This is a genomic window from uncultured Ellagibacter sp. (genome assembly GCF_934643285.1).
Classification (GTDB): domain Bacteria; phylum Actinomycetota; class Coriobacteriia; order Coriobacteriales; family Eggerthellaceae; genus Ellagibacter.
The window spans coordinates 46,586-65,525 of record NZ_CAKUBT010000002.1; the positions used below are offsets into that span (position 1 = coordinate 46,586).

General features: G+C 54.1%; 17 protein-coding genes. 7 read left to right on the forward strand and 10 right to left on the reverse strand.

Going from position 1 to position 18,940, the window contains the following annotated elements:
- Window positions 1-30 precede the first annotated feature (30 nt).
- Both rlmN and Q0I65_RS01695 read left to right on the forward strand, forming a co-directional pair.
- Window positions 31-1,068 carry a 23S rRNA (adenine(2503)-C(2))-methyltransferase RlmN gene (gene rlmN / locus Q0I65_RS01690; RefSeq protein ID WP_296059092.1) on the forward strand — a complete coding sequence of 346 codons (1,038 nt, stop codon included), beginning with the start codon at window positions 31-33 and terminating at the stop codon, window positions 1,066-1,068.
- Between the two features lie 315 nt (window positions 1,069-1,383).
- Entirely contained in the window at window positions 1,384-2,022 is a 639-nt protein-coding gene (locus Q0I65_RS01695) for a hypothetical protein (RefSeq protein WP_296059094.1), read from the forward strand.
- A gap of 230 nt (window positions 2,023-2,252) precedes the next feature.
- On the opposite strand, the gene Q0I65_RS01700 is transcribed toward Q0I65_RS01695, so the two are convergent.
- From Q0I65_RS01700 to Q0I65_RS01745, 10 genes are all read right to left on the reverse strand, one after another.
- Window positions 2,253-3,197, reverse strand: coding sequence for a ParB/RepB/Spo0J family partition protein (locus Q0I65_RS01700; RefSeq protein ID WP_296059096.1), 945 nt, complete (start codon window positions 3,195-3,197; stop codon window positions 2,253-2,255).
- A 145-nt stretch (window positions 3,198-3,342) separates the two neighbouring features.
- Window positions 3,343-4,332 (reverse strand): AAA family ATPase, encoded by a 990-nt coding sequence (locus Q0I65_RS01705; protein ID WP_366513198.1) that lies wholly within the window; start codon window positions 4,330-4,332, stop codon window positions 3,343-3,345.
- Window positions 4,333-4,411: 79 nt separating this feature from the next.
- Entirely contained in the window at window positions 4,412-5,056 is a 645-nt protein-coding gene (gene rsmG / locus Q0I65_RS01710; RefSeq protein WP_296059098.1) for a 16S rRNA (guanine(527)-N(7))-methyltransferase RsmG, read from the reverse strand.
- Between the two features lie 64 nt (window positions 5,057-5,120).
- Window positions 5,121-5,612, reverse strand: coding sequence for a R3H domain-containing nucleic acid-binding protein (locus Q0I65_RS01715; protein WP_296059100.1), 492 nt, complete (start codon window positions 5,610-5,612; stop codon window positions 5,121-5,123).
- Window positions 5,613-5,641: 29 nt separating this feature from the next.
- Complete coding sequence (locus Q0I65_RS01720; RefSeq protein ID WP_296059102.1) at window positions 5,642-6,415, reverse strand: YidC/Oxa1 family membrane protein insertase; 774 nt, start codon at window positions 6,413-6,415, stop codon at window positions 5,642-5,644.
- A gap of 30 nt (window positions 6,416-6,445) precedes the next feature.
- Window positions 6,446-6,679: a membrane protein insertion efficiency factor YidD gene (gene yidD, locus Q0I65_RS01725; RefSeq protein ID WP_296059551.1), complete on the reverse strand. Its 234-nt coding sequence runs from the start codon at window positions 6,677-6,679 to the stop codon at window positions 6,446-6,448.
- 11 nt (window positions 6,680-6,690) lie between these two features.
- Window positions 6,691-7,044, reverse strand: coding sequence for a ribonuclease P protein component (gene rnpA, locus Q0I65_RS01730; protein ID WP_296059103.1), 354 nt, complete (start codon window positions 7,042-7,044; stop codon window positions 6,691-6,693).
- A 12-nt stretch (window positions 7,045-7,056) separates the two neighbouring features.
- Window positions 7,057-7,191: a 50S ribosomal protein L34 gene (gene rpmH, locus Q0I65_RS01735; protein WP_158049978.1), complete on the reverse strand. Its 135-nt coding sequence runs from the start codon at window positions 7,189-7,191 to the stop codon at window positions 7,057-7,059.
- A 534-nt stretch (window positions 7,192-7,725) separates the two neighbouring features.
- Window positions 7,726-9,330 (reverse strand): chromosomal replication initiator protein DnaA, encoded by a 1,605-nt coding sequence (dnaA, locus tag Q0I65_RS01740; RefSeq protein ID WP_296059107.1) that lies wholly within the window; start codon window positions 9,328-9,330, stop codon window positions 7,726-7,728.
- A 106-nt stretch (window positions 9,331-9,436) separates the two neighbouring features.
- Complete coding sequence (locus tag Q0I65_RS01745; RefSeq protein ID WP_296059109.1) at window positions 9,437-10,501, reverse strand: ATP-binding protein; 1,065 nt, start codon at window positions 10,499-10,501, stop codon at window positions 9,437-9,439.
- 749 nt (window positions 10,502-11,250) lie between these two features.
- Between Q0I65_RS01745 and dnaN the strand changes: the two genes are divergently transcribed.
- From dnaN to gyrA, 5 genes are all read left to right on the forward strand, one after another.
- Window positions 11,251-12,351, forward strand: a complete 1,101-nt coding sequence (gene dnaN / locus Q0I65_RS01750; protein ID WP_296059112.1) for a DNA polymerase III subunit beta — start codon at window positions 11,251-11,253, stop codon at window positions 12,349-12,351.
- Window positions 12,348-13,472 (forward strand): DNA replication and repair protein RecF, encoded by a 1,125-nt coding sequence (gene recF / locus Q0I65_RS01755; protein ID WP_296059114.1) that lies wholly within the window; start codon window positions 12,348-12,350, stop codon window positions 13,470-13,472. The genes dnaN and recF overlap by 4 nt, the downstream gene beginning before the upstream one ends.
- Window positions 13,465-13,986 (forward strand): hypothetical protein, encoded by a 522-nt coding sequence (locus Q0I65_RS01760; protein WP_296059116.1) that lies wholly within the window; start codon window positions 13,465-13,467, stop codon window positions 13,984-13,986. Before recF ends, Q0I65_RS01760 begins: the two co-directional genes overlap by 8 nt.
- A 133-nt stretch (window positions 13,987-14,119) precedes the next feature.
- Window positions 14,120-16,087 carry a DNA topoisomerase (ATP-hydrolyzing) subunit B gene (gene gyrB, locus Q0I65_RS01765; protein WP_296059118.1) on the forward strand — a complete coding sequence of 656 codons (1,968 nt, stop codon included), beginning with the start codon at window positions 14,120-14,122 and terminating at the stop codon, window positions 16,085-16,087.
- 48 nt (window positions 16,088-16,135) lie between these two features.
- On the forward strand, window positions 16,136-18,892 hold the full coding sequence (gene gyrA / locus Q0I65_RS01770) for a DNA gyrase subunit A (protein ID WP_296059120.1): 2,757 nt from the start codon (window positions 16,136-16,138) through the stop codon (window positions 18,890-18,892).
- Window positions 18,893-18,940: the final 48 nt, after the last annotated feature.

The following is an 18,940-nucleotide window of genomic DNA, read 5'->3' on the forward strand; positions in this document are numbered from 1 at the left end:
TCAGTATAGCAATGACTTATAATGCCACTTATGAATACAGACATCAAAACATACGATATGCAGGGTCTTCAACAAGCTATGAAAGAGCTGGGTCAACCTGCATTCCGCGCAAAGCAAATCTACGAGTGGCTCTGGTACAAGCATGTCGACTCGTTTGACAAGATGACGAACCTCTCGCTCGCGTTGCGGGAGGAGCTTGCAAGCCGATTTTCGTTGTCTACACCCAAACTTGTTGACAAGCAGGAGTCTATCGACGGAACGCGAAAGTACGTGCTCGAGCTTTCCGACGGTGCACTTGTCGAGACAGTTGGAATTCCTGCCGATGCCTCGCGCGAACGGCTCACCGTATGCTTCTCGACACAGGTTGGCTGCCCTATGGAGTGCGTCTTCTGTGCTACAGGCCACGAAGGGTTCACCCGCAACCTCACCATTGGCGAAATCGTCGATCAAGTCTACTTTGTAGAAGAAGACTTCGGGCGCCGCGTATCAAACGTCGTCGGCATGGGGCAAGGAGAGCCCTTTCTTAACTACGACAACGTGCTCGCCGCGCTGCGCATCATGAACGATAAGAAGGGCCTCAATATTGGCGCGCGTCGCATTGCGGTATCGACGTGTGGCATGCTCGACGGCATTAAACAATTCTCGAATGAGCCCGAGCAATTCACGCTGGCAGTGTCTCTCCATTCCGCGATTCAGCCGATTCGCAATGAAATCATGCCGCATGTTGCGCGCCAATCTCTGAAAAGCCTACGTTCTTCTCTCGAACGCTACATCGAGAAAACAAATCGCCGCGTGACCTTCGAATATCTCCTTATCCAAGATGTCAACGACACCCAAGAGGATCTTGACGCCCTCATCAAATACTGCAGAGGGCTGCTTTGCCACGTGAATATCCTCCCTATGAACGATATCGAGGGCAGCTATTTTGTGGCGACTCCCCAAAAGACGGTCAAGCACTGGCTCGACTCACTCGAGAAGCACCACATCGAGGCAACGCTTCGTTCGTCGCGAGGTTCCGATATCGCCGGCGCTTGCGGACAGCTGAAAAACAAGCAGATCAACCAATAGTCGAGTGAGGAACCCATTCCTTCACTCGCAAGTTTCTTCTGGCTGATAGAAATGTTTACTAAGGTCGTCGACAGTAGTCGGCGGCCTTTTATTTACCCTTCGTTCTTTATGCGAAACCTAAAAGCTTCGCATTAAAACTGATGTTCACCCAAAACCGAGAAACCCCAAGCCTTGCTTTTGAATAATAGCCATGAGGAAGCAAAAGTGCATGAAAAATGAGACTTCGCTGAATTGTTCTTTAGTTGAGTTGAAAATACGTTGTCAGGTAGCGAAATTTCAAGGGTTTATCTACCGACAAGAAGGAGTGTGGAGCTCATGAGATCTATCACCAAGACCATCGTAATCGCCGCCTCGACAATCGCCCTCTGCTTCGGCCTTACCGCCTGCGGCGGGGGCCAGTCCACCTCAAGCGACAATTCCTCATCGAACAACAGCGCCGCATCGAGTGAAAAAACGGCTCCGACCACGCAGGAAGAGAGCAAGGCAGTCGACTTCTACATGTTCAAGGGCGAGATGCCCGAAGGCTACGGGCTGACGGGTCCCAACGGCAACAGCTCCCCACTCAACATTGTCGAATTCCGCAATATCGAGAACCCTGACAAGATCGTTGACGTCGAAATCGATGAAGGTACCGCTCAAGAGCAGTTCGACAAGGCTGCAGCAAAAGACAAATACACGGCAGGCGACGATGTCAAACTGGGCAAATACACGTGGAAGACGCTCAATTTCACCTGGAACAAACAACCGAGCGTAGTTCTTTACACGGATATCGCCGAGGGGCTGTACGCTGAGGTAACCCTGTACGAGACGACGCTCGACGATGCCGCCATCAAGGCCTTCCTCGAGGGTGTCGAATTTGCAACGGATTATGACGCTGCTCATAAGGCTGGCATGGACACGACCGTCGAGAAGTTTGCAGCCGACAACAACCTCACGCTTTGGGAAGCCAAGTAACAAACTCCCAAATCGCTTCTCCCGACAAGGTCGAACCTTGATCTTGCAGGGAGAACAATAGAAGGTAAAGTTTATGAGAGGTCACCGAGATAATTCGGCGGCCTCTCTTTTTTATAACCTAAAAATTACACTTTCCAATAACTTGGGATAAAAATGAAGCTCCCTCGTTTAACCTAAGAGACGAGGGAGCTTTTTTCGACTCCATGTTCAGATGAGAGACTTATCTCGCCTTACATGTCGCGAGAAGAGGTCATTTCCTTGAAGATACGCTCAAGATCTTCTTCATCCTTGAACTCGATCTCAATCTTATTCTTACCTTTCACTGTCTTGACACGCACGTTGGTCCCGAACGTGCGGCGCAGTGATTTGGCAACCGATTTGAACGCGGCAGGCGTCGGCGTGCGCGGCGTCGACTCGGCTGAATCCTTCTTACCCGAAAGCAGGCGGGCGATTGCCTCCGTCTCGCGAACCGACAGCTTCTCATCGACAAGCTTTTGCGTCAGCTTCTCGCGCCCCTCCTTCGAGGGAATGGAGAGAATGGCACGCGCGTGACCAGCAGTGATTTTCTCTTCGAACAGCAGCTGCTGGGCGCGCTCGGGAAGGTCGAGCAAACGAAGCGCGTTAGCAACCGTGGAACGACCCTTGGACATCACCTGCGCGACCTCGGATTGCGTCATGTTGCGACGTTCCATAAGACGACGATACCCATACGCTTCCTCAATGGGGTTCAGATTCGAGCGCTGGATGTTTTCGATGAGCGCGAGCTCGAGCGAGTTATCGTCGTCAGCCTCTTTGATGCAAATGGGAATCTTCTTAAGGCCTGCCATCTTGCATGCCTGCCAACGACGCTCGCCAGCGATAATCTCATACGTGTCCGAGCCTGTTTTCCTCACAAGAATTGGCTGCAAGAGACCGTGAGCCTCGATAGAGGATGAAAGCTCCTGAAGTTCTTCCTTCTTGAATTGAGTTCGAGGCTGATCGGGGTTCGGGCGGACCGAGTCGATGGGAACCTCGTTCGTAATTTTTTCCACGACGCGCGGAGAGGGCTCATGGGGAACAACCTCGCTCGCAGCTGCAACAGCGGGAGCCTGAACGGCAGCGCGGCGCTGGACAACTCCCTTGATGTGGATGTTGTCTTCAGGATAGGTCTCGTTAATTTCCTCGCGTTCGAGCACTTCCTCTTCCTCCAACCGACGCTGGGAGGGAGCGGGAATCTGAGCCGGACGAGCTGTAGGAACTGGAGCCGGGGTTGCCTTAACGGTATCCTCATACGAGCCAAGAAGAGCATCTAATCCGCGACCTAAGCCGCCTTTCGTGGATTTAGCCACGGGAAATCACTTCCTTCGCTAGATCGATATAAGACTGGGCACCTTTGCCCGTCGGGTCATACTGCGTAATCGGCTGCCCAAAGCTGGGGGCCTCGGAAAGTTTCACTGTACGCGGAATGGAGGTTTCGAAGACAATCTTTCCAAAATAACGACGTACCTCGTCGGAAACCTGCCGCGAAAGCGTCGTACGGTTGTCTGACATCGTAAGAAGGACACCGTAGATATCGAGCGACGGATTGAGGCGCGATTTGACACGTTTCATCGAATCGAGAAGTTTTGTCACACCTTCCAATGCATAGAACTCGCACTGAATGGGAATAAGTAGCTTGTCGGCAGCAACGAGCGCATTGATCGTAAGCAAGCCAAGCGAAGGCGGACAGTCGATGAATACATAGTCGTAGCGCCCGCGCATCGGACCGATAGCATCTTTCAATCGATTCTCGCGAGCCATCTCCGATACCAGCTCAACTTCGGCGCCTGCCAAATTGATTGTTGCCGGAACGACATCGAGCCCCTTCGACACATCGGGGATGATGATATCGGTCAGAGGAATGTCGTTAAGAAGTGCATCGTAAATGCAACGGGAAACCCTGTTCTTCTCAACACCTAAACCACTAGAGGAGTTGCCCTGCGGGTCAAGGTCGATAAGAAGAACCTGCTTTCCCATCTCCCCAAGAGCAGCCGAAAGATTGATAGCCGTCGTTGATTTTCCGACGCCGCCCTTTTGATTGATGATCGCAATAACCTTGGTCTGCCCCACAACGTGGGTCACTGCCTTCTTTTCGGCGTAGGTTTTCACGGGCACAGTGCGGGACTGGTCTTCGATTTGAGGAGCAGGCTCCCTTTCAATCACCTGGTACTCCTCTTCCACCGTTTTCTCTTCGTTGTCCACGGCAGGAACCGACTCAACAATCGGTTCTTTAACTTCAGTGACAGCCTGAGCTTCTTTTCTTTCACGTTTTAGACTATCGAACCAACCCACCTATGGCCCCCTTTCTTGAACTTCGATTAAGTATAGATGTTTCACGTGAAACATCCTGCAACGATTCTGCGAGAATCGATTATTTCAAGGGACGTTTTTGGGCCAAACCCGTTTTGCGGGGTAATTTCACTTCAGCGTCCTTGAACTTCCGCATCACGAACATACAACGAGTCGTTTCACCATCCGACAACGTGAACGTATCTTCATGAATACACTTCAACCCGAGCTTATCCTCAAGAGAGAGCGCATGACTCCGCTCTTCGTCGGAAAGATGAGATTTATAGCATATAAGCAATCCACCCTCGAAAAGAAGCGGAGAGGCAAGCTCCATCAAAGAAGGAAGCTGCGAGAGGGCGCGTGCCGTTGCGACGGCAAAATGAGAAGGCATCTCTCGACCCAGATCCTCGATGCGGCCCGCATAGGTGGAAACGTTACCGATACCCAACTTGTCCACAATCCCTTGGATGATTGCAGTCTTCTTCTTGACCGAGTCGACGAGCAAGGTGTCGCGACCTGTTTTCACTGCAAGCGGCACCCCAGGGAATCCCCCGCCAGTGCCCAAATCGACATAAGGCCCATCAGGGGCCTCGTTTACGTAGTTCAACCCCGAAAGCGAATCTTCGACATGCAAGATCTCCGCACTTTCACGGGATACGATACGGGTGAGGTTGGTGGTCTCGTTCGCTACAAGTACCTCATCAAGGTAACGTTCGATGACGTCCATTTTTGCTCCTTATAACAAAAAAGCCGGGATGCTTCTCTTCGAAACATCCCGGCCTCAAGTGAGTTTAACGCGGAACGACTACCACATGCCGGGCGCTTCCTTCGCCCTCGGAAGCGGTATCGACGCGATCGTCGTCTCGAAGCGCGATGTGAACGATACGGCGCTCGTAGGGAGTCATCGGTCGCATCTTCACGCTGCGATGTTGGCTTGCGGCCTTATTAGCAGTGGAGCGCGCGATAGACTCGAGCTTCTCGCGTTGACGGCTTTTGTATCCCTCGACGTCGACGATGACAGGATAGCGAAAGCCCATCGAACGGACGGTGATAGCGGAAACGACGAACTGCAAGGCGTCGAGCGTGCGGCCATGTCGGCCGATCAGCACTGCAAGATCATCGCCGGTGATATCGAGGATAAGCTCTCCTTCGTCACCTTCATATTCATCGATCGTCACTTCGCCAACGTTGAAATATTTCAGGATGTCCTGCAAAGCGGCAATAGCGGTATCGGCGATAGCGTCGAGCTCTTCTTCCGTGACTTCGATCTGATCTTCACTCATAGCTACTCCTCATGTTTCACGTGAAACAATTAACGCTTCTTAGTGGGACGAGGCTTCTTCACCTTGCGGGTAACGTCGATTTTCACCGGCGCAACCTCGGCGACAGCCTCTTCCTCAGCGTCCTTCTTCTTCAGGAAATGCATCGTGAGCTGCTGCTGAATAACGGCGAAGACCGAAGAAGCGCCCCAGAACAAAAGCACGCCTGCGGGAGCGGACCAGGAAATCCAGAGCATGAACAGCGACATAATGCCGGACATCATGAGCATCTGGCGTTTCTGATTCTGATCCTTGCTATTCTTCTGCTGAAGGAGCATAGGAGCAAAGGTGACAAACGCGAAGACGAGCATAAGGATGAGGTAGGGAATAAAGGCAAGAACGCCCTCGCCCATCGCCGTTGCCGGATTCTTCGTCAGGTCAGGTACGAGATGGTAGAACTGATACGTCATGCCTTCGGGCATACGGTCGACCATGCTGTAGAGCACCTGATACAGCGCGATGAAGACAGGCATCTGAATGAGCATCGGGAGGCAGCCAGCAAGCGGATTGAACTTGGTCTCCGCATAAAGGCGCTGCATCTCCTCGCGCTGGCGAACAGGATCGTCGGCGAACTTCGTCTGAATCTCCTGAAGCAGCGGCTGAACCTTCTGCATAGCGAAGTTTGCAGTCGTCGACTTGTGAACGAGCGGAGCAACAATGATGCGGAAGATAATGGTGATGATGATAATCGCCATACCCCAGTCGCCCACGCCATTGTAGAAGAACTGGATGACATCGAAGACCCAGTCCTTAATGACTTCCCACATAGCATTCCCTTCTATATACCAAAGGGAACCCTACGGAACAGGATCGTATCCGTAAGGTCCTCCCGGACGGCACTTCAAGATGCGCTTCGCAGTGAGGACAAACCCCTTTTTGAAGCCGTAGCGATGAAACGCAATCAGAGCGTACTCCGAACACGTCGGCGTGAATCGGCAGCAGGAAGGGAACAACGGCGAAATGGCAGCACGATAGAACTTAATAAGGAGAAGAGCCAGCTTGACCGGCAGCCCCTTCAACGTACTGCGCATATCGACCATGGCTAATCCCCTTTGGCGACCAATTCTGATCCTTCGACTACCTTGGCGCATGCCGTTAGCACTTTACTATAAGAAGCGCGGGTGACGGGCGACTTTGCGAGAAATATCACATCATAGCCCGCCCAAGGGCCTTGCAGATCACGACAAATAGCGCGCATGCGGCGCTTCGCTGAATTGCGCCACACCGCGTTGCCGTGCTTTTTCCCTGCAATAAAAGCAACACGACCCCTTAGGTCGTGTTGCACTGCCCCCTCTGTTTTCTGCGAGATGTAGACTATCGTGAGAAAAGGAGTATGAATCCGCTTTCCTCGCGAGAACATCTCGGAGATCTCTGCGCTGGATTTAATGATATCCAACGAAAAGCCTCGCTACACGCAGAGACGCTTGCGCCCCTTGTTGCGGCGAGCCTTGAGCACGGCACGGCCGCCCTTGGTTGCCATGCGAGAACGGAAGCCGTGGCACTTAGCACGCTTGCGCTTGTTCGGCTGATACGTACGTTTCATATCTCTATCCCTTTCATGATCTGTTAATTCAAGCTGGATGCAGAGTAACTTCTGAATTATATAACACAGAAGCCATCGAAGAACAGTGCTTTTTAGAAAGATTTCACACTAAGCTGGCCTTTCGCTTAGCCGCACGTCCTCACGCGGAATGATGTCCTTCTTATTCTTCTCCCTATTTTCTTTGTATATATGTTTCTCTTTGTAATGATAATAAGCGCGGGGGGTTGGTGAAAAAGAAGTATTTTCCCAGGTGGAAGCGCTTTTCTCATCCATTTTCCTCGGTAGAGAGCGTGTTCTTCTTTCCAACGTGAATTATCGCTTTCGTTATCACTCCACCGCAAACCGTCGGTTTTCTACTGCTTCTTCCCCGATTCTTGAATAGGTTTTCAAGCATGGGCCGAAGCTGCCCGCCGTCCGTCATGAGTCCCCGCGGTTACTTGCCTTCCCCTATCTGCTCTCGAAAGCCCCTATTCCCCTCGCTATTAACACCATTTTCAGGGGTTTGAGCAGGCAAAAGGGGAATGGTGGATTGTTCTACAGATCGCGAATGATCATCTTCAGCGCTTCGATTTCTTCGTTCATATCGCGGCTTTCCTTGAGCTGCTTCTCGACGTCGCTTACCGAGTACAGCACGGTCGTGTGATCCCGATTGAACTTCTTGCCGATGTCGTTGAAGGGCAAATCAAGCATCTGGCGGCAGAGGTACATTGCGATTTTCCTTGCGTAGGTGATATGACGTGGCCTTTTCTTCCCCACCATATCGCTGTGGCTGATTTTGTAATAGTTTTCCACCTCGCGTTGAATGTCGGCGACGGCAAGCCTTTTCGAGGGGCCGCCGGAGAAGTGGCTCTCGAGCACGCCGCGCACGTCGTCGAGCGTCAGGTCGGAGTTGTGGGTGAACGCCATCTGATAGATGATCTTGGTGACGGCGCTTTTCAGTTCGCGGATATTCGAGCTGGAGTTCTCGGCGATGTACATCTGAATATCACTCGAGATGGAGAACGACGGGTCCCCTTCGCTTTCGCGGTACTCCTCGATGAAGCTCTTCACGATGCCGAGCTTGGTTTCGATTTCGGGTGGCTGGATGTCGAAGGTTCCGCCGGAGTTGAATCGGGTGATGTAGCGCTCGTCGATATCAATGTTTTTAGGTGCGCGGTCGGCTGAAAGAACAACCTGTTTTCCCTGGTCAGTCATTTTGTTGAATATTTGGAACACGATATCGAGCGTCTGTTTCTTGCCCTGGAAGTATTGCACGTCGTCGATGAGCAGCACGTCGGATTCCTCGTAGCGCTGTTTGAAGTTGCGGTAGCTCGATTTTTCCTTGTCATGCGCCACCGAGGCTTCCATATAATCCGAGAGCAGCTCTGCGGAATCGACGTAGGTCACCTTCAGCTGCGGTCGCGTCTCGTTGATGTAGTTTTGGATCGCGCGCAAAAGGTGCGTTTTCCCCAGCCCGCTCTTGCCGTAGATGAAAAGCGGATTGAGGTGCATCTTGCCGGGGGTTTCCGCAACATCGACGGCCATCGAGTAGGCCATTCGGTTGGAATCGCCGATGACGAAGTTCTCGAAAGTGAGGGAAGCTGGTCCCTCCGCGCGTTTGTGAGGCGTCGCGGGCGCCGGCGGCTGTTCCTCTGAGGAGTGCCCGACCGAGGGCGACTCGAAATGATCGTCGAATGCCGCCCGCCGTTCTTGCTCTGGTTGAGGTTGTACGGTTTGAGGAAGGTCAACCGAAGGAAAGGAAGGGATGATTGCCGGTGAGTATTCGTGCACAGGGACAACGGCCGCACTTGGGGGCATTGTCCCCGCGTTCGCCGGAGCACTCTGAGGTTCGCGGGTGGTTGGCTGAGGGTTTGACGGCGCCACCGCGGGTGCAGCCGGTGCGGAGTCTACAGCGAGGATGACGTTGAAAGGCACGTGAAAAAGGTCATTCAGCGCCTGTTTGATAATTTCGAGATAATGCTGCTCGACCCACGACTTGATGAAGTCGTTATCGGCTGTAAGCATCAGAAAACCCTCGCTCATCGCCTGGGGAACGAGACGCGAGAAAAAGGCGTTGACCTGCGAAGAGTCGACATTGTCGTACGTTTTCACCTGTTCGCAAATGTTGTTCCAATTATGGTTGAGTTCAGAGCTGTCCATATGAGTCTCCCGAGCCTATTCGAAGTATCTGTAATTGTATACAAAAAAGTGCCGCGCGTGGCCGTTTCGCGCGCGGCATGCGAAGGTAATTCAGATGAAGCGCAGGCTACATCGTCTCGGCGATTTCCATGCCGAATGCCGTGAGCGTGCGCTTCTTCTGCCCGGGAACCATCTCGATGAGACCTTCCTCCTGGAGCTTCTTGAGCGTGGTGTAAACGGTTGCTTGAGGTGTGCTCGTGAGCCTGACGAGGTCGGTCACGCCAAGCGGACCTTCGGCGAGCAGAGCGTTGAGGAAGGCCTTCTCGCGTGGATTGAGGGCGGGTGTCGCATACGAGCGGGGCTGCGGCTGGGCGTAAGACTGCTGGTAAGTGTTAATAACTGGCTGCATGACCTGGGGCGTTACTTGTTGCAGGTAAGGTTGGGCAGGCATCTGCGCATATGCGGGGACAACCTGGGGAACGTACCCTTGCTGTGGATAATACGGGGACACCGGTTGCTGTACGGGTTGTTGCATAGGCTGTTGCACGGGTTGTATGGGTTGGACGGCGCCGGGATCGATTCGTTCTGCGACGAATTGGTCCTCCTTGGGCGCGTATTTGCCCACGGGGAGCTCCCCTTCCCCACGCTCTTCAGTATCGCCGGCACCCGTCTCGCCATTCATGCTGATGGTGACGACGGTCCCCTGCCCGATGTTGTCGTCGATCGAGATGGAACCATGGGTAAAGTCCAAATAATCGCACACAATCGGAAGGCCCGACCCGACGCCGCGGATGTAGCCCTTCATCGGCTCGACCGCTGAAGAAAATCCTGGCAACTGGGCTTTCTTCTTATCGCTAATGCCCGGCCCCTGATCGGCGAATCGAATGGTATTGCCGCCATCGAGGATGGACACGATGATCTCGGTGAAGCGAGCGTGGATGAAGTTTTCCGATACTTCGCGCACGACGGTATAGGGGATAGACCCCCCCGCTTGTTTCGCTTGATTGTAGATAGTCGACGCGAGCGCCTCGATGTAGTCGGGCGTGGATGCCGGCATTATCTCGGTCACGCGTGGAGCGCTGCGCAGATCGTCGTAAAGTGCGATTCGAGCAACCGACGTCACGAAGGTGTAGTCGTAGGATTCTTCTCCTTCAGGCTGGGTCGTCGGATCGTCATGTGGGGTGTTGTTCATTTTTTCCAAAACCGTGTTCCATTTATTCAGCGTTTTCAGTTTTATTTAGACGAATTGTAGCCTTTTTTCAACAATGAAAGAAGTCCACCTGCCTCTTTCTTGGTTGAGAAAGAAAGAAATTCACTTTCAGTTGAAAGAATTAGGGAAATCTACGAGGTGCTTTCAGACTTTTCAACAATTCATTCAATAAATGTTGAAAACTCTGAAAAAGCACGGTGGAAAACGAAAAGTTGAGAAAGCGGATTGTTAAAATATTCATTGACTTGAGGAGAAAATTGGTTTCGCCTGATGAAAGGCGCGCGTAAAATCAAAACCCCAGGTGAGTGATTTTTAATCCTTTAAAGAGTATGGTTGAGAATGTTCTCCTTGAGTTGAAGAATTAATATATTACCTGGTCAACATCTTGTTCTATTATAAAACCCCAGGTCGTAATCGCTAAGAAATTGAAGATAGGGAACTATATAAAAATAAGGTAAAAGACGGCTTTTCCACAGCTCTTTATGCATGAATGCCCGTTTTTCAACATTTTCCACAAAGGGAAGAGCCTCGTCTGGTGGAAAACGATGCATGAGAAGGAATTGTGGATAAAAATGAAGGGGAATAGTCGTTTTTTCACCTTTCAGCGAGGTGAAAAAGAGAATCGAGTGAAAGAGAGCTTTGAATTTTCGGATGCTTTCACTTGAGGATTATCCGTTCCTGTTCGAGCCTGTATAATGACGCGCAGCAGAAAAGAAAGAGAGAAGGTTTCCTTGAAATTCAGCATCAGCAAAAGCGAACTCCAGAATGCCCTCGCAATTGTTATCAAAGGTGTATCCACCCGCTCGACCCTTCCCGTTCTCTCCGGCATCTTGCTCGAAGCGACGGGTGACTCGCTCGTTCTCCAGGCGACCGACCTTGAGCTTTCCATCCAGTATTCAACGGCGGCGCTCGTGGAAGAGGAGGGAAAGGCGGTTGTTCCTGGCAAACTGTTCTCTGATATCGTGAAAAACCTGCCCGACGCTGCGGTCCACGTAGAGGCCGACGAGGAGAACGCGCTTATCACCTGCGATAGTTCCTCGTTCTCGATCAAGGCGCTCAACTACGAGGATTTTCCCGGCTTCCCCCATGTGGAGGCCTCGCAGCGCATAGAGGTCCCCTTCACGAAATTTGCCGCGATGGTGAAAAAGGTTGCGCGCGCCGTTTCGAAAGATGAAAGCCGTGCGATTCTCACCGGCGCTCTGGTAACGCTCGAGGAAAATCACTTCAAGATGGTTGCGACCGACTCGTATCGTTTGGCCTTGGCCGAGGTTGAGCTTTCCGATTCCGCTGCCGATGAATTCGAGGCGGTGATTTCCGGCTCGTTTTTGCAGGATATCGCGTCCTTGCCGAAAACCGAGTCCAACGTTCAGATTGCGCTTGCCGAGAATCAGATACTTGTCAGCTGTGAGGGCACCGTTTTCATCAACCGTCGAATCGAGGGCAATTTCCCCAATTACAAGCAGCTGCTTTCGGGGAAGCATGGGACGCGCGCGAAAATCGACGTCAGCCACCTCGTCGCGGCGGTGAAGAGAACGTCTCTTCTTGGTTCTTCTTCCACGCCGATTAAATTTGACTTGAACGCGGCATCTCAGACGGTTCAGCTGTCCGCCGCTTCCCAGGATGTCGGATCCGCTCAGGAGACGCTTTCCTGCTCCATCGAGGGTGACGACGCGGAAATCGCCTTCAACTTCGCCTATGTGCTCGACGGCCTTTCGTCGGTGTCGAGCGACTCGGTGTATCTGGAGGTGGGGACCTCCCGCGAACCGGGCATCTTCAAGGCGGAAGCTCCTGAGAACTTCCTGTATCTCGTCATGCCGGTGCGCATCTCGTGACGCTGTCCATCGAGCATATAGGGTTCACCAACTTTCGTAATTATGAGCGCTTCGAGCTGAACAATATCGGGGCGCTCACCTTGTTCGTGGGGCCGAATGCGGTTGGGAAGACGAACATCGTCGAGGGTATTCAGCTTATGACGGCGCTCTCCTCGTTTCGGCATCCGCTTATTGACCAGGTGATAAAGCATGGGGAAAGCTATGCCCGCACCGAGGCGCGCGTAACGGGAGACGAACGGGTTCTCGATATCGTCATGCTGCTGGAAAGCCATAAGCGGAAGTACACGTTGAATGGTAAAGCGAGGCGGCCTGCTGATTTGAAGGGACTTATCCCTTCCGTGTCTTTCACGCCAGATGATCTTGACTTGGTGAAAGGATCAATGAGCGTCCGACGCACCGCGATTGACGCTTTGGGATCGCAACTCTCGCCGAATCATTACCTTATCAAGAAAGATTACGAGAAGGTCATCCGCTATAAGAATAGGCTCCTGAAGGAAGAAGCCCAGGCGGCGCTCATCGACAGCATCAACGAGACGCTGGTAACCTGCGGCGCGCAGCTTGCGTGCTATCGTTCGGCGCTGTTCGCGAAGCTTGCGCCGGAGATTTCTCGTCGTTACGCCGACATCGCTCAAGGTGAGGAGCTGCAAGTGACGTATGCTCCTTCCTGGATGACCCCTGTTTCACGTGAAACACCGTGTGGGGTTGCTTCGTTTTCTCGAGATGAGGCCCGTGATGCGCTCGCTTCCGCCCTTGAAGCGCGCCGCGGCGAGGAGCTCGCCCGCCGAAAGAGCGTCGTTGGGCCTCACTCCGACGAGATCGGCTTCTATATCGAGGGAAAGAATGCGGGAAACTATGGAAGTCAGGGGCAGCAACGCTCTATTGTCCTTGCTTGCAAGCTTGCCGAGGCATCGATTATCGAGGATATGCTCAGTCAGAAGCCGGTGCTCCTTCTCGATGATGTGATGAGCGAGCTCGACGAGCACAGAAGGCACGCGTTGGTGGAATTCATCTCGGGAGATATGCAGACGTTTATCACGACGGCTAATCTCGCCTATTTCGATGATTCCCTTCTCAGGAATGCTCGTGTTGTGCAGTTGGGTGAGGAGGCGATACGTGGCTAGGATTGGGAAAGAGATGGCGCGGCTGTTCAGCTCGCTGCCGACTGACGAAAAGACGCTCATCGCTCGCCGGGCCGCCGAGGTTCGCACGATGTGGAAAGATGCGATCGAGTATGTATACAAGGAGAATGCTCCCTACGTCCTCGATCATGTGAACGGTGTCTATATAAAAGAAGAAGAAGGAATCCGCTCGCTGTATGTGTATATGGACGACGGGAATTTTCGTTCGGATGTCCACTGCCGGCAGCATCTGATTATGCTTCGGCTCCATGAACGCTTCGGTGAGAGGATAGATGAGTTCAAAACCTACCCTTCCCGATTCGACATGCGCAAGCGTCATCCTTATAGAGATGAGTGCGAAACGAAGTCTGAAAGTTCCCGCTCAGTTCCACTTTCCCCTGAGGAAAAAACCGAAGTTGAGCAGATGGTGTCATCTGTGGAGAACCCTTCGCTCAGGCGCGCGCTGGAAAAGGCGATGATAACCGACAGGGAATGGAAGAAGGGTGAAAGGACATAAATGGCGAAAAAATGCAGAATCATCCGTTAGAAGGCCTTAGAAACCGCTCAAACGCTTCGTTTTATTCTTCTATGGTACAATAGGTCAGTTCGCGTTCTGCGCGAAGCATCTTCCAAACGTACCGAAAAGGAGCATGTCAGTGGTTAACAAACCCGATCATTACGATGGTTCTGACATTCAAGTCCTCGAAGGTCTCGAAGCGGTGCGCAAGCGCCCTGGTATGTATATCGGCTCTACGGGCCCGCGCGGCCTGCATCATCTGGTGTACGAGGTCGTCGACAACGCCGTCGACGAAGCGCTTGCCGGCTATTGCGACTCCATCGAGGTATGGATTCATCCCGATAACTCGATCACGGTAGCCGACAACGGCCGCGGTATCCCGGTGGACATGCATCCGAAGGAGAAGATTCCGACGGTTGAGGTCGTTCTGACGATTCTCCATGCTGGCGGCAAGTTCGGCGGCGAAGGGTATAAGGTTTCGGGCGGCTTGCACGGCGTCGGCGTGTCCGTCGTCAATGCGCTTTCCTCGCGCGTCGAAGTCAATGTGAAGCGCGACGGCAAGGAATATGAAATCGATTTCGACCACGGCCACACGAAGACGAAGCTCCATGAGATTGGTGCAGCGGACCACACGGGAACGAAGGTCACGTTCTGGCCTGACCCCGAGATCTTCGCGGAAACCACGGTGTACGATTACGACACGCTCGCGGCGCGCTTCCGTGAGATGGCATTTTTGAACAAGGGTCTCAAAATCACGATGCACGATGAGCGCGAGAATCCGAGCGAGGTTGTCTCCGGGAAGGCGGCCGAGCCGCGCACCGAAGTGTTCCATTTCATGGGCGGCATCATCGACTTCGTCAAGTACCTGAACAAGGGCAAGGAAACGCTTAACGAGCCCATTTACTTCTCGGCCGAAAATGCCGACGGAACGGTGGAAGTGGCCATGCAGTGGTCGACATCCTATTCGACGAACTCCGTCATGGCTTTCGCCAACAACATCAACACGCACGAGGGTGGTACGCATCTTGACGGCTTCAAGCAGGCCGTGACGCGCACGATCAACGACTATGCGCGCAGCAAGGGTATCCTGAAGGAGAAGGATTCCAATCTTTCGGGTGACGATACGCGCGAGGGTTTGGCGGCAATCATTTCCGTGAAGCTGCATGATCCGCAGTTCGAGGGGCAGACGAAAACGAAGCTCGGCAACACCGAGATCCGTCCGCTCGTGCAGAACGCTGTGACCCAGGGTCTCGCCGAGTATCTGGAGGAGAACCCCTCCCCCGCTAAGAAGATCATCGGAAAGGCGACGCAGGCGCTGAAAGCCCGCGAGGCTGCTCGCAAGGCGCGCGAGATGACGCGCCGCAAGAACGTCCTCGACTCGTTTGCGCTGCCTGGCAAGCTTGCCGACTGTTCTTCGAAGAAGGCGGAAGATTCCGAAATTTTCATCGTAGAGGGCGATTCCGCAGGTGGCAGCGCCAAGCAGGCGCGCGACCGCAAGACGCAGGCAATTCTGCCGCTTCGCGGTAAGATTTTAAACGTTGAGCGCGCGGGTCTTCACCGCTCGCTTTCAAGCGAGACGATTAGCTCACTCATCACGGCAATCGGTACGAACATTGGAGAAGATTTCGACGCCGACCAGGCTCGCTACCACCGCATCATCATCATGACCGATGCCGATGTCGACGGCGCGCACATCCGCATCCTGCTGCTCACGTTCTTCTACCGCTATATGCCCGAGCTCATCAATCGCGGTTACGTCTACATTGCCTGCCCGCCGATTTTCGGCGTGAAGAAGAAAAATTCGCGTTCTACGAAGATTGAGCGCTACATCTACGACGAGAACGCGCTTTCGGAGACGCTCGCCGAAATGGGTGGTTCGGAAAAGTTCGACGTCCAGCGATACAAGGGTTTGGGCGAGATGGATCCCGAGCAGCTGTGGGAAACCACGATGGAGCCCGCGACGCGCACGCTTCTGCAGGTTAATATCGACGACGCCGCCGAAGCCGAGCGCACGGTAAGTGAGCTTATGGGCGATCAGGTGGAACCGCGCAAGGAGTTCATCCAGAAGCATGCCCGCGACGTTCGCTTCCTTGATATCTAGGGCATCGTGCCTTACGGTGATTGAGCCTGAAATCTCGAAAGGATTCTAATGGCAGAAAATAACGACATGACCCCGCCGGAGGGGGAGCAGCCAGAGCGCGACGACGCGTTCAACGAGATGCTTTCCCGTGCCGAGCAGGACGCTGAGACCGAGAAAGGGGAAGAGGAATCGCAGGAAGATTCCGCCACTCCCGCCGTCGGCTCTGCAGTATCCGAAGAGCAGCTCGCGCAGTCGATGCTCGTCGACATGCCGACCGCCCACGGAGAGATCATCGAGGGCGCAAACGGTGGCGAAGGCACGACTGTTCGCAGTGCCTACCTGGGCAAAGAGATGCAGGCGTCGTTCCTGGAATATTCTATGAGCGTTATCGTCTCGCGAGCGCTTCCCGATGTGCGCGACGGCTTGAAGCCCGTTCATCGCCGCATCCTCTATGCGATGAACGAGTCCGGTTATACGCCGAACCGCCCGCATATGAAGTCGGCGCGTACCGTCGGCGACGTCATCGGCAAGTACCATCCACACGGCGACTCCGCAGTGTATGACACGATGGTGCGTCTTGCTCAGCCCTTCTCGATGCGCGTTCCTTTGGTTGACGGCCATGGCAACTTCGGTTCGATCGACGGTGACTCCGCAGCAGCAATGCGCTACACCGAGGCGCGCCTCGACAAGGCCGCTATGGAGCTTCTGCGCGACCTCGACAAGGAGACGGTTGATTTCCAACCGAACTACGATGAGAGCCTCGAGGAGCCGAAGGTTCTTCCCGCGCGCTTCCCGAACCTGCTGGTCAACGGCTCGAACGGCATTGCGGTTGGCATGGCGACGAACATCCCGCCGCACAACCTCGGCGAGACAATCGACGCGACCTGCATGATGCTCGACAACCCCGATATCACGACCGAAGAGCTCATGATCGCGCTCCCCGGACCTGATTTCCCCACCGGCGGCATCATCATGGGGAAGAAGGGCATTCTCGATGCGTATGAGACGGGCCGCGGCTCGCTCACCGTGCGCGCGAAGTGCACGATCGAGGATCGCAAGAACGGCAAGTCGTCGATCGTGGTCAGCGAGATTCCCTACCAGGTGAACCGCAAGCGCCTGCTCGAGAAGCTCGGCGAGCTCGTGCGCGACAAGAAGCTGCCTGAGATTTCCAACATTCACGACGCTGCGGACCGTCATGGCATCGACATCGTGATCGACTTGAAACAGAATGCGTTGCCCCAGGTCGTGCTGAACAAGCTGTACAAACACACGCAGCTGCAGGTGGGTTTCGGCGTGATCATGTTGGCGCTCGTCGACGGCGTGCCCCGCGTGCTTTCCTTGAAGGAGATGCTCTTCTACTACATCGAGCATCAGAAGGAAGTCATCGAGCGCAGGACGCGCTTCGAATTGAAGAAGGCCGAGGAACGCGCCCATATCCTCGATGGCTACATCATCGCGCTTGACAACATCGACGAGGTCATCCATATCATCCGCTCGTCCCAGACCGACAAAGAGGCGGGAGCGCGCCTGACTGAGCGTTTCGGGCTCTCCAAGAAGCAGACCGACGCTATCCTGGAGATGCGCCTGCGCCGTCTAACCGGCTTGGAGCGCGAGAAGATCGAGCAGGAGCTGGCCGACCTCCGCGAGAAGATCGCGTACTACAAGCGCGTGCTCGAGGACGAGGGCCTGCTCAAGCAGATCATCAAAGACGAGCTGCAGGAAATCAAAAAGAAGTTCGGCACCCCGCGCAAGACGCAGCTTTCGGGCGACGCGAAGGATATCGACGTCGAGGATCTGATTGCTGAGGAAAACGTGGTCGTCACCATGACGAAGGCGGGCTACGTGAAGCGCCTTCCCGTGACCACCTATCGACAGCAGAAGCGCGGCGGCAAGGGCATGCAGGGCGTGAGCTTGAAGGACAATGACTACGTCGAGCACTTGTTCGTCGCTTCGACGCATTCCTATATGCTGTTCTTCTCGACCGCGGGCAAGGTATATCGCCTGAAGGTATACGAGCTTCCCGAGGCATCGCGCCACGCTCGCGGCACTGCAATCGTGAACCTGCTGCCCCTGCAAAAGGGCGAGACGATTTCCGCCGTCATTGCGACGAAGGACTTCCCAGAGGACGAATATCTCATGTTCGCCACCGAGCAGGGCATGGTGAAGAAGACCTCGATGGACCTCTATGATCGCACACGCCATGACGGACTCATCGCCATCAACCTGAAAGAGGGCGACCAGCTGATCAGCGTTCGCCGGGTGGCAGTCGGTGAGAAGGTCATCATGGTCTCGAGCGCCGGCAAGGCCATCATGTGGAGCGAGGGCGAAGTGCGCGCCATGGGCCGCGACACGATGGGCGTGAAGGGTATGACGGTGCCTGCTGACGCGCATGTGCTCGGCATGGAGATTGCCAAGCCGGGAAGCGACCTGTTCGTCATCACTGAGAAGGGTTACGGTAAGCGCACCTCAATCGACGAGTATCCCGAGCACCATCGCGGCGGCCAGGGCGTGTTCACCATCACGATGACCGACAAGAAGGGTTTGCTGTCGGTGATGAAGATCGTGAAACCCAACGACGAAATCATGATCATCTCCGAGGAGGGCGTCGTCGTTCGCACTCCGGTGAGCGGAATCTCCGAGCTCGGACGCTCGACGCAAGGCGTTCGCGTGATGAATGTCGCGGACAAGGATCGCGTGACGGCTGTCGCCATCTCGAGCACTGGCAAGAAGAAGCGCGACCAGAAGGCCGAGGGAGACGACGTCGACGAAATCGACGAGATTGAGCTGGCCGATGAAGGGGAACTTGGCGAAGACGATCTTGACTAGGTGCACACGCTGCGCTCAAGTGGTATAAGGCATCAACGAAGGGGTGTA

What these genes read in the sequence shown, in the direction of transcription:
- rlmN (WP_296059092.1), top strand. Translation starts at nt 31, where the DNA reads ATGAATACAGACATCAAAACATACGATATGCAGGGTCTTCAACAAGCT.
- rsmG (WP_296059098.1), bottom strand. Translation starts at nt 5,056, where the DNA reads ATGGACGTCATCGAACGTTACCTTGATGAGGTACTTGTAGCGAACGAG.
- Q0I65_RS01695 (WP_296059094.1), top strand. Translation starts at nt 1,384, where the DNA reads ATGAGATCTATCACCAAGACCATCGTAATCGCCGCCTCGACAATCGCC.
- Q0I65_RS01715 (WP_296059100.1), bottom strand. Translation starts at nt 5,612, where the DNA reads ATGAGTGAAGATCAGATCGAAGTCACGGAAGAAGAGCTCGACGCTATC.
- dnaA (WP_296059107.1), bottom strand. Translation starts at nt 9,330, where the DNA reads ATGGACAGCTCTGAACTCAACCATAATTGGAACAACATTTGCGAACAG.
- Q0I65_RS01745 (WP_296059109.1), bottom strand. Translation starts at nt 10,501, where the DNA reads ATGAACAACACCCCACATGACGATCCGACGACCCAGCCTGAAGGAGAA.
- yidD (WP_296059551.1), bottom strand. Translation starts at nt 6,679, where the DNA reads ATGCGCAGTACGTTGAAGGGGCTGCCGGTCAAGCTGGCTCTTCTCCTT.
- rpmH (WP_158049978.1), bottom strand. Translation starts at nt 7,191, where the DNA reads ATGAAACGTACGTATCAGCCGAACAAGCGCAAGCGTGCTAAGTGCCAC.
- Q0I65_RS01720 (WP_296059102.1), bottom strand. Translation starts at nt 6,415, where the DNA reads ATGTGGGAAGTCATTAAGGACTGGGTCTTCGATGTCATCCAGTTCTTC.
- gyrA (WP_296059120.1), top strand. Translation starts at nt 16,136, where the DNA reads ATGGCAGAAAATAACGACATGACCCCGCCGGAGGGGGAGCAGCCAGAG.
- gyrB (WP_296059118.1), top strand. Translation starts at nt 14,120, where the DNA reads ATGTCAGTGGTTAACAAACCCGATCATTACGATGGTTCTGACATTCAA.